The sequence below is a fragment of the Kitasatospora sp. NPDC090308 genome, assembly GCF_044769485.1.
In the GTDB taxonomy this organism is placed as follows: Bacteria; Actinomycetota; Actinomycetes; order Streptomycetales; family Streptomycetaceae; genus Kitasatospora; species Kitasatospora fiedleri.
In genome coordinates this window covers 498,026-510,022 of sequence record NZ_JBIVXY010000001.1, presented here as the reverse complement: position 1 = coordinate 510,022, position 11,997 = coordinate 498,026, and the positions used below count along the sequence as shown (strand labels likewise).

At 66.4% G+C, this 11,997-nt stretch carries 7 protein-coding genes and 2 pseudogenes; 6 read left to right on the top strand and 3 right to left on the bottom strand.

Translation table 11 applies throughout. From position 1 onward, the window contains the following. Nucleotides 1-226 precede the first annotated feature (226 nt). Both ACIQVD_RS02190 and ACIQVD_RS02185 read right to left on the bottom strand, forming a co-directional pair. Nucleotides 227-1,567 (bottom strand): HEAT repeat domain-containing protein, encoded by a 1,341-nt coding sequence (locus tag ACIQVD_RS02190; protein WP_402285359.1) that lies wholly within the window; start codon nt 1,565-1,567, stop codon nt 227-229. A gap of 1,077 nt (nt 1,568-2,644) precedes the next feature. After that, complete coding sequence (locus tag ACIQVD_RS02185; protein ID WP_402285357.1) at nt 2,645-3,607, bottom strand: DUF6615 family protein; 963 nt, start codon at nt 3,605-3,607, stop codon at nt 2,645-2,647. Nucleotides 3,608-3,956: 349 nt separating this feature from the next. Between ACIQVD_RS02185 and ACIQVD_RS02180 the strand changes: the two genes are divergently transcribed. From ACIQVD_RS02180 to ACIQVD_RS02165, 4 genes and pseudogenes are all read left to right on the top strand, one after another. Beyond that, nucleotides 3,957-4,898 carry a DUF4365 domain-containing protein gene (locus tag ACIQVD_RS02180; RefSeq protein WP_402285355.1) on the top strand — a complete coding sequence of 314 codons (942 nt, stop codon included), beginning with the start codon at nt 3,957-3,959 and terminating at the stop codon, nt 4,896-4,898. Nucleotides 4,899-5,053: 155 nt separating this feature from the next. Beyond that, nucleotides 5,054-5,969, top strand: a pseudogene (locus tag ACIQVD_RS02175) (IS982 family transposase). A gap of 196 nt (nt 5,970-6,165) precedes the next feature. After that, nucleotides 6,166-6,876: pseudogene (locus tag ACIQVD_RS02170) on the top strand (transposase); the annotation flags it as partial. Nucleotides 6,877-7,057: 181 nt separating this feature from the next. Then, nucleotides 7,058-8,050, top strand: a complete 993-nt coding sequence (locus tag ACIQVD_RS02165) for a DUF4365 domain-containing protein (RefSeq protein WP_402285353.1) — start codon at nt 7,058-7,060, stop codon at nt 8,048-8,050. A gap of 149 nt (nt 8,051-8,199) precedes the next feature. On the opposite strand, the gene ACIQVD_RS02160 is transcribed toward ACIQVD_RS02165, so the two are convergent. Then, nucleotides 8,200-8,754 (bottom strand): transposase, encoded by a 555-nt coding sequence (locus ACIQVD_RS02160; protein WP_402285351.1) that lies wholly within the window; start codon nt 8,752-8,754, stop codon nt 8,200-8,202. 391 nt (nt 8,755-9,145) lie between these two features. Between ACIQVD_RS02160 and ACIQVD_RS02155 the strand changes: the two genes are divergently transcribed. Together ACIQVD_RS02155 and ACIQVD_RS02150 are read left to right on the top strand one after the other, a co-directional pair. Then, nucleotides 9,146-9,361 (top strand): KTSC domain-containing protein, encoded by a 216-nt coding sequence (locus ACIQVD_RS02155; protein ID WP_402285349.1) that lies wholly within the window; start codon nt 9,146-9,148, stop codon nt 9,359-9,361. A 61-nt stretch (nt 9,362-9,422) separates the two neighbouring features. Next, nucleotides 9,423-11,240: an ATP-dependent nuclease gene (locus ACIQVD_RS02150; RefSeq protein ID WP_402285347.1), complete on the top strand. Its 1,818-nt coding sequence runs from the start codon at nt 9,423-9,425 to the stop codon at nt 11,238-11,240. Nucleotides 11,241-11,997 lie beyond the last annotated feature (757 nt).

The following is an 11,997-nucleotide window of genomic DNA, read 5'->3' as shown; positions in this document are numbered from 1 at the left end:
GCGGCCACGGTCCTGCGGCTTGCCCACCCCGGCGGGCGTGGGCCTGACGGCGGCGCCAGGCCCGCTCGGGCACGCCAGTGAGCTGACAGAACCTCGCGGTCGGCCCGCCCGCCAGCACGGGCCCGGCCACCGGGCGCCGACAACGGCTCCCGCGTGTCGGCGCCCGGTTCGCGGGGCTACTTCCGTCCGCAGTAGCCGAACCCACTCCCCGGCGGGCGAAACTCCGTCAGGCCGGGCCGTTCCGGTGGTCCGCGCGATGGCGCCACAGGCCGGAGGTCCGGTGGTCGTGCTCCGAGAACCCCTCAAGCGGTCCGACTCGCCCGTACGCCTCCTCGGTGCGCGGGTGGTCGCGGAGGGCCAGTGCCCAGGCCGCTTCCAGCCGCAGCTCCGCCTCGTCCTCGTCGAGGAGCGCGAGGAAGGCGTCCAGGACGGGAGCGCTCCGGTCGTCGTAGCCGGAGAGGGACTGCGCGGCGTGGTACCGGACCCCGAGGCTCTCGTCGCGGATCAGCAGGAGCAGGGCGTCCCGGACCGCCGGTTCGAGTCGCTTGTCGGACGCGAACCATGAGGGAACCGTCTGGGCGAGGGCGGCCCGGACCTCGGGGGCGGGATCGTGGGCGAGGTCGAGCAGCACCGCTGCGGCCCGTTCCCGGTCCAGGCAGAACACGGCCTCGCTGCGTACGGCTGGGTCGGGGTGGTCGATGTGACGCAGGCCGATGGCCTCTTGCTCCGGATGGTCGCGGCCGGTGTAAGCGTCGAGGATCGCGGCGATGACCTGGCCGTCGGGTTCCTCCCGCACCCACGACGCCAGGAAGTCGAGATCGTGGGCGGTGTGCGGCGAGTGGCCAAGGCCGGCATGGAAACTCCGGTGCCATACGACCTGCGCCAGGAAGAGCCGGTGGGTGGGGTCCGGGTGCCGGCGCAACGCGGCGAGGTCCGATCCGTCGAGAGGCTCCCGGCGCAGGCCCAGGTGGTAGGCGGCGGCGAACCAGTTGCTGTCCCCCTCCTCGGCGTGGGGGAGGGCGCGTCCCATCACTTCGTCGAGGGGCGGAAACAGGCCGAACGCCCATTCGAGGTGGGTGAGGATGGCGCCGTGGCCGTTCCGTACGGTCAGCCCGCCGAGGGAGAACTCGTCGATCACGTCGCCCTGGTGGGGGACGTCGACCTGCCGCTTGACGGCCGGTTCCGCCACTCCGGTCCGACGGCGCAGTTCTTCGACCACGCCCGTTTCGTGCCAGTGCCGGGCCAGGTCGAGCAGTTGTCGCCGTGAGGCCTCGGGCAGGCGAAGCCGCGGATCGTTTCCCAGCATCATCGAGACCAGAGTGGGGGAGCCTGTGTCGACCGCCCGCAGCAAGGGGGTTCCACCGTCGGGGAGTTCGCGGTCCTGGTCGGCGCCACCGTCAATCAGGGCTTCGGCGACGCGGTGGTCGAACCCGGCCACGGCCGTGCAGAGCAGAGGCAGTCCGTCCGGGCCCGGGGTGTCCGCCGCCGCCCCCTGTTCCAGACAGGTCCGCACCGTGTCGCTGTCCCCGGCGGTCACGGCACCGACCAACCTGTCGGCCAGGTCCAACGGCGAATCCGTCAATGTTCCCCCATGGGTGGCTCGTTCGAGGCGGGCAAGGTATCCGAAGCGACGAGGGGGCGCCACCGCTTGTTCCGACTGCGGCGGTGGTACCGCGGACCAACTCCCCGACCGTGGCGCGCTGGACCTCGCAGCGAAGCAGGTCGGCGGTGACGGCCCCGCCACCGTCCTCACGGGACTCCGCACCGCCGCTGAACCGTCTGCCGACGGCTCGCTGACGACGGTCGCCGAGGACGGCACCCGTACCGAAGACCTGGACGAGATCGCCGTCCTGACCGGCCTGCGCTCCGACCTGTCCTTCCGCACCGAACTGCGCCTCGGCCCCGACGACCGCCTCCAGGCACCCGTCGCCCTCGCCCTGGCCGGCTACGCGCAGGTCCGCTCCGTGCCCTGGCCCGGACCGCCGGCCGGGAAGCGCTCCACTGCGCGTCCCCCGTGCGGCTGTCCTCCGTCGTCCGGCCCGCTGGGCGGTTCACCCGGGCGATCACCGCGGGGCTCTCGGCGGCGCTGCCGACCTTCGCGCCGGCCGGGATCCCGATCAGCCGGGTGCTGGACCGGCGCGGCCCGATGGCGGCGACGGCTGCGGGCGCCGCTGCTTGGCGAGCACGGGTGACACCTCGCCCGAGGGGGTGCAGTGCCGGTAGGAGATCGAACCCCTTGAGCCGGGAGCCCCGAGCGATGGCTGCCGAGAGCAGCGAGATGGCGTACTGCCCAGTGCCGGCGAGGGCGGGAAGGCATCACCGCGAGCTCGATCCACCCCTGCTCATTTCACATCGCGAGTCCCAGGGGTACCGCAGTCGATCCCTCTCCACGCGTTTCCGCAGGTCAGGGCTCTGCCCGACCTGCGGAAACGATGAGGGACCGACCTGCGTTCCCGCAGGTCGGAGGGGTCCTACAGGTCGTAGTTCTGATCGAACATGCCTCTGACCTGCGGAAATAGAGGTCACATGGAAGATCATTTCACAATCAGCGCACACGCGGCGGTGATGACGATGAGACATGGTGAGAAGCGTCGAGCGGAGACTACGACGTCGAGCCGACTCCTCGCCGTGTGGCGCGGTGCGGCTACTCCGGCTCAGTGGCATCGACGTCTACGACGACTACCCCAGCAATGAAACGCCGGTATTCCCAGAGACCCAGCTGGCCATCAGACTCAATGGCGTCCGCCACATCCCGCGGCAGTTCTCGCTTCAAGCCACGCAGGATGTGGCGGAAGGGCAGATTGTCAGCCTCGAACTGCCCCAACCCTGCTGGAATAGTGCCGAAGACCGTATCGTCCCCAAGATCCTCCGGCGTGGCCATCAGTAGCTGTCGGGCCTTCTTGACCGAGTTGAACATCGCTTTGGCGATGTCCCGCACGCCTTCCTGCTTCTGCTCAAAGAAGTTGGCAAGCTCTATAGCGAGGGGGGAATCGAACACGAAGTTGTCGGCGCACACCTCTGGATCGACAAGGTCCTCCAGGGGTACGCCGGTTTCGAAGGCGCTGCTGCCTGCGCTAGCCGGGGAGAGATAGGCGAGTTCTTGGGCAGCAAGAGCTGACAGCATCAAGATGCTCGCGCGCTGGCAGCGCTGGCAGGGCCTACCGCGGTACTCGTGCACTGGACACTCGGTCACTTCCTCTCGATACTTCAGCGTGCCGCAGTACAGTGCGTAAACGGCTGGGACATCGAGAAAATCAGCAGTGGTCAGCAGATCACGCATCTGCTTCCCGGCCGCGTCGCCACCTGGGTGCTTGAAGTCGATGGCGCAGGACTGCGCCTGCACCTTGAGCTTCTTCGCCTGCACCAGGGCGCCGAACGCTTCCCCGCTGCGGTCCACGAACCACCAAAGCCAGTCAGCCCCGACGACCTCCTCCTGCGCTCGGTTGAACTCGACGTACCGCACTGTCGGGTATGCGGCCATGAGCAACCGCTCGGTCACCGACTCCTCGCCCCACGTCCGCCCTTGTCGCATGCTTGCAGTGACGAACTTGTCTACGGCTTTGCGCGAAGCCGTGAAGGCGGCCAGTGTGGTCTTGCTTTGCGGCACGGGGACGTCCCTTCCACTTCGGAGCCGGCCGAAGCAGCTGAGCGACTCTGCTCAGAACGCCACCGCCGTCGGGTCCGCAAAGACTACGGGCCGCCTCCGATGGTCGTGAGAGCCCGATCAGCCTCTACGAGCAGCAGACCCACCACGCGCTGTGCCCCTGAGGCGCTGGGCGGCGGCGAACGACTTCCCCGAGCCGTGGCCGTCAGTGAGACAGTACTCAACCCGGTCGTCGCTCGGAGTCGATCATGGTTGTCCATGAAGGAGGGGACGACGCATAGCTAAGTTCAACGGTCAGTCCTCACGGCTAGGCTGCATTGGCGGCGGGATGCGTCCTGGGGAGGTACCGAGCATGACGACGATCAGTGCGAGCCGGAGGATCGGGCGCGCGGGGGTGAACGCCCTGCGGACACTCCTGGAGGAACATGACCACCTCGTCCAGGAGATCGGCGAAGGCGCCGATCATGGGGAAGACCTCTACGTCGGATTCGTCAGTGGGGACCGGCGAACGGGACACGTCGTAGCAGTCCAGGTGAAAAGCGGGAAGAAGTACAAACGGGCCAAGGGGTACGCCATTCCCGTCGCCGACCACCGGCAGGACTGGCAGGAGAGCCGTCTCCCCGTTGTGGGTGTCGTCTACGACCGCGACCAGAAACGGCTGTTCTGGGTGAACCTGACCCAGGAACTACAGAATCAAAGCGGGGCGGCCTGGATTCAGGTTCCTCGGGTCAACGAGCTGACGGACGGTTCACTTAGCAGCTTCGTCAGCGAGTTGCAGACGTACATCGACACGCAGGGCGCGCACGTCGCCGGAGAGGCCGAGGATGTCACATGGGTGGCTGATGCCACAGGCGCGGCCCCCGTCGCCGACAGTGGCCAAGCTTCCCTCGCGTTTAACAAAGCGGTGGGTGCGGTCGGCATCCTGGTGGCGACGGCGTATGTAATCTCCATGGCCGCGATGTTCACGGTCATGGCGGTACCGGTCCTTCAGGCCACCGATGGCGATGCGTGGTTCTCGATCGGCTCGCCCCTGGCAGCTGTTCTTGCCTGCCTGGTAGCCAGCAGCATGGCGAAACTCGATCCTGGCAACCTGTGGGCGCAGGTCACCCGCGTGGCCGGGGTCGGTATTGTCTGGTGGATCGACTATTTGGTGTTCAGTCACTATCACCCGCTGAACAACCTGGCGATCTGGTTGTTGCTGGGGATGGCGATTCTCTGCGAGACCCCCGCTTTCGTCTGCACCCCACAGATCGTTTACCGGTTTGCGATGGCTGGCCGGCAGTACCCAGGGTGAATCCGATCCGACCTGTCCCGCAGATCACCGCTCTCCCCAGTCGACCGAGAGAGGCAACTCCGACCTGGCCCCAGGTGGCCGGTGCCCACTAGATGAAGGATGCCAAGGGCTCGGTGACGGGCATGAGATGAAGCGAGGGAGTCCAAAGGTCGGTTGTGACGCCTGACCTGAACTCCCTCGCGACCGCACTCTACGTGAAGACCGACGACCTGCTGGAGGAATCGCCGCATCTGGCGCCGTGGCGGCCCGAGATCGGCATCACGCCGCAGCTCAGTGACGCCGAGCTGGTCACCCTCGCCGTGATGCAGGCCCTGCTCGGCTTCACCTCCGAACGCCGCTGGATCCGCCACGCCCAGGCCCACCTGCGGCACCTGTTCCCCTACGTGCCCGGGCAGTCCGGCTACAACCGGCGCCTGCGCAAGGCCGCCGACCTGATCGCACGGGTCAACCGCCTGCTCGGCCCGTGACACCTCGCTGTGGACCGACACCGTGTGGGTCGTCGACTCCACACCGGTGGAATGCTGGCGCTCACGCGAGACGGCCAAACGCTCCGACCTCGCCGGCTGGGCCGAGTACGGCTACTGCGCCAGCCACTCCCGCTACTTCTGGGGCCTGCGCCCGCACCTGCTGTGCACCCTGCACGGCCTGCCCGTCGCCTTCGCGCCGACCGGCGCGAAGGCCGACGAGCGCGAGACCCTGCTCGGCATGCTCCACGCCGAACCCCACCTCGCCGCGACCCGGCCGGGCCAGACACTGATCGGCGACCGGCAGTACTACGGCCGCGCCTTCGAACACCAACTCGCCGAGTGGGAGGTGTACCTGTTGCGGCCGGCCCGCAGGGGCGAGCCCCCGCGGGCCGGCTCCGCCCTGTTCAAACCGCTGTGACAGATCATCGAGTCCGTCAACCAGACCTTCAAGGCCCAGCTCGACCTCGAACGCCACCAGGGCCGCACCCAGGGCGGGGTGATGGTCCGCGTCCTGCAGCGCGTCCTCGCCCTGACCAGCGCAATCTGGCACAACGACCACACCGGCCAGTCCGTCATGCGCTCGCTGACCGCCTACGACCATTAACCCTTCGCATCATTCATCTAGTCGTCGTTCGGCGGGTACCACCCGTGCTCGCGATGTCTGGGCTCTGGTGGGTTCGGGTTCTCGCGGGCACTCGCCTGTGCCCTCATCTGCTTGGAAGTCGGCCTCTGCCGACGTCACCCTCTTGAGGGGCGCACAGGCCGGCACCTGAAGCAGTGACGGCTGGGATGATCTCGCCATGGCTGGTGTGATCACGGCGTCGGAATCATCCTGGATGACCCCGTTCACCGGGCTGGGCCCGGGCGACTTCCAAAGGCTGATCACGATGCTCCGCCGCGAGGGTGCCAACGCGATACGCAGAGGCCGACCGTGGAGCCTGCCGCTGGGGGATCGGGTTCTGCTGGTCGCTGCCCACTGGCGCACGAACCTGACACTGGGGCAGCTCGCGCCGTTCTTCGGGGTGTCCGAGTCTGCGGCCGTCCGGATCATCGACTACGTTGGGCCTCTCCTCGCGCTCATGCCTCGACGGCGGTTCGGCAAGGGCATCGTTCTAATCGTCGACGGCACGCTGGTCCCCACCCACGACCACACCGTCGCCGAGCAGTCGAAGAGCTATAGGTACTCGACCAATCACCAGGTGGTCATCGACGCCCACACCCGGCTGATCGTCGCAGTCGGCAGGCCGGTCCCGGGTAGCCGAAACGACAGCAAGGCGTGGGCGGAGTCCGGCGCCAAGGCGGCCGTCGGCCGGGCCATCACGATCGCCGACGGCGGCTATCCAGGTACCGGCCTGGTCATCCCACACCGCCGACCACGCGGCGGCGAGCTCACCGAGTGGCAGGCCGAGCAAAACCTCGAACACAAACAGGTCCGTGCCCGCGTCGAGCACGCCTTCGCCCGGATGAAGACCTGGAAGATCCTCCGCGACTGCCGCCTCAAGGGTCAGGGCTGCGCGATCAAGCACGATTGTGCGACCTCGCCTGGATCACGGAGCTGCATGAGGGGATCAGCCAGCTGGACCGCCTGCATGTCTGAGGCACGATGCTCTGATCTGGCCACTTGTGTAACAAGATAGCCACTGTCAGTGGCTATCGCTATTCTCCTCCTGGCTAAGCGCGAGGAGGCATGCCGTGGCGACTGTCCGCTCCAACCGTCGCATCGAGCGGGCGGGGGTCAACGCCGTCCGCACGTTGCTTGAAGATCATGAGCACATCGTGCAGGAGATCGATGGCGGCAACGACCACGGCGAAGACCTCATAATCAACGTGACCCGAGCTGGCAGGCGGACTGGTCACTACTTCGCCGTGCAAGTCAAGAGCGGCCAGAAGTACAAACGAGCCCGCGGCTACGCCATCCCCGTCGAGGACCACTTCGAGGACTGGCGGCAGAGCCGGATTCCGGTGGTGGGATTGGTCTATGACCCCGACGCGGGCGAGATCTTCTGGGTGAACCTCACCAAGGAGCTGCGAGCTGTTTCCACGTCGCCATCTTGGGTCCAGATCTCGTCAAGCTCGCGCCTGTCGCACGACACCATCCGAGGCTTCATTGCCGAGACCGAGGCGTACGTCGACAACGCAGGCATGCGAGTGCGCAGCGGCACCTCGGAAGATGGCTTCGCCAGTGCAGCCCGGGCCCGACGAGGACTAGACGCAGCAACGGCACCCAACCCCATGTACGAGGGGCTCGGAGACTTCGCGCTGCGACATGAGCAGAAGATCGACACGGTCATGCGGGACATTAGACTCGCGCTTCCGCTCATGGCTCTCGCCATAATCATGGCATGGGAATGGCCATACCAAATTCGATTCGTTGAACGAAACGCCCCTGGAATGAGCCCCCTGCCCTGGGTCCTCAACGTCTATACCTTCCTGGCATATGCGGCGGTGACGATGTTCTTCGAGTTCCGCGCTGGGCGATTTCCCAAGCAGCTGGGCCAATGGTTCTCATTGTTCGCCATCAACTTCCTTTGGGTTCCCATGGAAGACAAGGGTGAGGGCGGTTGGTGGGGAACTGCCTGGATCATCCTCGGCGTCTTCGCGCCATCCATTGGACACAAGGCCTTGCTGGTTTTCTTCGTCGGCTACGCCAAGGAACGCAAGCGGCGCGCCCAAGAGTCGGCGTGAGCGCAAAATTGTCGCTTCCAAGCATCGCGCCCCGCGAAATTGATTACCATATAGAAGTTGCCCCTAGGGACTGGAGAATGGCTCACCTAAGCCCTAGAAGTGTTGACTTCTTCACATATCAATCGCTTTGCTAAGAACCCGTAACACGATCACGAGCTGGCCTTCTTGACGCGGCGCCAGCAGATCAGTGAGCAGGCGAGTGAGACCAGGCCGTTGTGGAGGTCGAAGCGTCGCTCCCAGTGGGCGGCCAGGCGCTTGAACTGGTGGAGCAGGGCGAAGGCCTGCTCCACCACGTAGCGGAGCCTGCCCAGGCCTTTGATGTCGGGCCGGTCCCTGTGGGAGATGATCGGCAGGATCCCGCGTTTGTGCAGTTCGCGGCGGCTGGGGTTGCTGTCGCAGCCCTTGTCGTCGAGCAGAGCGTCGGGGCGTTTGTGCGGGTGGCCCACGCGGCCTGCCACGGGCGGGATGTCGTCGACCAGGGCGAGGGTCTGGGTGACGTCGTTGAGGTTGGCCGCGGTGGTGATCACGTGAAACGGGATGCCGTCGCTGATGAGGTGGTGTTTGCCGCCGGCCTTGCGGCGGTTGACCGGTGACGGGCCCGTCGCGGGGCCCCTTTCCGCATGTACGTGGGAGGCATCGACGCATGCGCGGGACCAGTCCAGCTCGCCGGCCGCGTTCAGCAGGGCGAGCAGTATCCGGCGCACCTGGTCGAAGGCGCAGGCGTCCTGCCACCGCTCCAGGTGCCGGCAGCAGGTCTGTCCGGTCCGCGTCGGTCATGTCCGAGGGGTACCACGGACGCCTGTACGGCCGGTCGCTGGCGTTCCCGAACCGGTGAGCGAGGCAATCACATGACAAGAGTGCGGAGTTGGACGGCAACGTCACAAAGACGGATGCGGGGCCTGGGCGATGAGGAGGGCGACGTCAGGCCAGGCGGCGCCGGGCCAGGCCCCGGCAGACCCGCAGACTACCCACCCCGTCCCATGGTTGGAACGCCGCCCGACGCCAACACCCCTTTCCGGGCGGGCTCTTGGCGTACTGCTGATAGCATCGGCGGCTAACCGGGCACCTTCCGGCGCATCGATCGCAGGAGGCACTGTGCTGCACCAGCCGGTCCAGTCCACCAATGTCCTGTCCGTCGGCTACGACGACCGCTCCAGCACCCTGCAGATCGCCTTCCGCAGCGGATCCCTTTACGAGTACACGCGTGTGCCCGCGCAGGTACACACTGCACTGCTGGCTGCTGCGAGCAAGGGCGGGTTCGTGGCTCGGTACATCAAGGGGCGCTATCCGACCCGCAAGCTCGCGGGCTGACCCGGTCCCTCAAAGTTCCACCCGTTCCTGCCAAGTCGAGGCGTGCGTGCAGATTTGTGATGTGTCGGTCGAGGGTTTTCGCTGCCTCGCGGAGATCAAGCAAGTGCCGGTCTTGCGGCAGACCGTACTGACCGGCCAGAACGAGGGCGGGAAGACAGCGCTGTTGGACGCCCTCGCGTTCTTGTTGAAGGGCACGGCACTCAGCGAGCGTGACCTGACCTACCTCGGTGAGGGCGAAGCCGAGGATGCCGACGCACAGGCACGCGTGGCACAGGTGGTGGTCGAGGGCACCTTCGCGCTGCGTCCTCACGAGCAGGAAGACCTGGGCCTGCCCGAGCATGTGCGGATCCGGCGCCGCTACCGGCCGGAGGCGGGTTCGTTCCTGGAGGTGCGGCGCCGCGTCTGCGAGGAGGCGGCGCTGCAGAACCTCGCATCACTCAAGCTCCCTGCTTTGAAGACGATCGCGAACTCCTACGGCGTACTCCCGGTCGGCCCGGCCACCGCACGCGACAGCTGGGAGAAGCCGCTGCGGCAGCTTGCTGACACCATGCCGCAGGTCGACGAGTGGGTAGCGGCAGACTCTTCCATTGAAGCCGCGCTGCCGTCGCTTGTGTACTTCCGCGGCGATGCGGTTCAAGCGCCCGAGACGGTGATCCATACCTTGCTGGGTTCTCGGCTGCGGGAATACACCCGAGCCGATGACGCCGCCAAGCGGGTCGAGGAGCTTGAGGAGTACCTCGCGAGCTCGCTTACCGCGGACATTGACCGCATTCGCAAGCACATCGCGGACCGCTGTGAACTGCCGTCGGTCGAACTTGACCCGCAGGTGCAGGTCAAGCCCGCGCTAACTGGCGTGGAATTGACCATTGTGGACGCTGGCGGACGTCGCATCCCGCTGTCCTCGGCCGGAACGGGCCGCTCCCGCCGCATCTCCTTGGCCCTCTGGGCGAACAGCAACGAGCTGACCCAGAACGACGACGGCACCATGAGCGACGTTGTGTTCGTCTATGACGAGCCGGACACCCATCTGGATTACACCCGCCAGCGGCGGATCATGTCGCTCATCCAAGAGCAGTCGGCACAGCCAAACGCCCGGGTGATCGTGGCCACCCACTCACTCAACCTGATCGACGGGGTCGACATCTCCTCCGTGGTGCACCTGCGCACCCACCAGGGACAGGTCTGCGTGGAGGTCCTCGATGAAGGCGGCGCCGACGCGGACGTGCGCCGCCACCTGTCGACCATTGCGACGACGCTCGGGTTCCGCAATAGCGTCCTGCTGCACGAGCGGTTCTTCGTTGCCGTGGAGGGCGTATCGGAGACGTCCGCGTTCCCGATCCTGTTCCGCAAGTACACCGGCGTACCCATCCAGTCCGCGGGCGTGTGCCTGATGGCCGGCGGCAGCAACGAGGGCGCGCTGCGCTTCGCGAAGTTCCTGGCCGACCACCGGCGGGACGTGGCATTCGTGGTTGACAAGGACAGCCGTACGAACCAGAAGCAGGTCTTTCGCGACGACAAGCTCAAGGAGTACGGCTTCATTCCCCACGAGCACTGCTTCTATCTGGGCGCGCCCAACGAACTGGAGGACCTGTTCCAGAACGCGGACTGGGCTGACACGGCCAACGCCCTGTGGCCGCGAACCGACGGCTTGGGGCCGTGGGAGCCCGACGACGTAGCCGGGCTGCGGTCGGGCAAGAAGTTCAGTTCCGCGCTGCTGGACATGTTCAAGACCGGTTCCCTGGAGGGGCCTCAGTCCAAGGAGGACTTGATGGTCGGGATCGCCGCGTACCTGCCCAAGGAGCGCATTCCCGAGGACCTCACCAAGCTCTTCGATGATCTGATCATGCGCGCCCGGAACGCGGGGCCGCATCTGTGGTGAGTGCTGCGGACGTGGCCTGCCGGGCCGCCCGCCGCGCCTGCATACGGCGAAGCCGCTGCTCGGGCGTCGGCTCCGCCCAAGTGTGCTGACCGACCGAGGCCACCCACTGAGTGCCGTGGTGGCCTTGGGCGTCGCCGCACCACCGACAGCCGTTCGGGTCGGGTGGTAGGACTCTGTTCGTGCGTATCACCCGTGCGCCGCCCATGAGACACCGTCCGTGTGTATTGGAGCACCTTCGCTGGGAGTAGTTACCCCGGAGCGTCATGTTCAAAGAGTCCCACACGCCACCGACAAGCGGATTCATGCAGTCCGAATGGCTCCGCTACTGACCTCGCTGGCGACCTTGGCCCTCGGACTGAGCTGCCTGGGGCAGATGCTGGGCCGCATCCTGTACGTACGCTCGCCGCCCAGGCGCGCATCGGTGTACTGATCGCCGCCGGCGGGGTCGATTCACCTGGGCGACCACCGCGGGGCTCTCGACGGCGCTGTTGACCCCCGGGCTGGCCGCTATCCCGATCAGCTGCCGACTGGACTGGCGCGGCCCGATGACTGCAGGCTCCATTGGTTGGCGAGTGCGGATGACGCCTCGCCCGGGGGCGCAGTGCCGGTAAGAGATCGAACCCTTTGACTCGGGAGTCCCGAGTGATGGCTACCGAGAGTAGCAACACGGCGTACGGCCCAGTGCCGACAAGGGCAAGAAGGCATCATCGTGAGTTCGATCTACCCCTGCTCATTTCACACTCATTTCACATCGCGA

What these genes read in the sequence shown, in the direction of transcription:
- ACIQVD_RS02180 (WP_402285355.1), top strand. Translation starts at nt 3,957, where the DNA reads ATGACGACGATCAGTGCGAGCCGGAGGATCGGGCGCGCGGGGGTGAAC.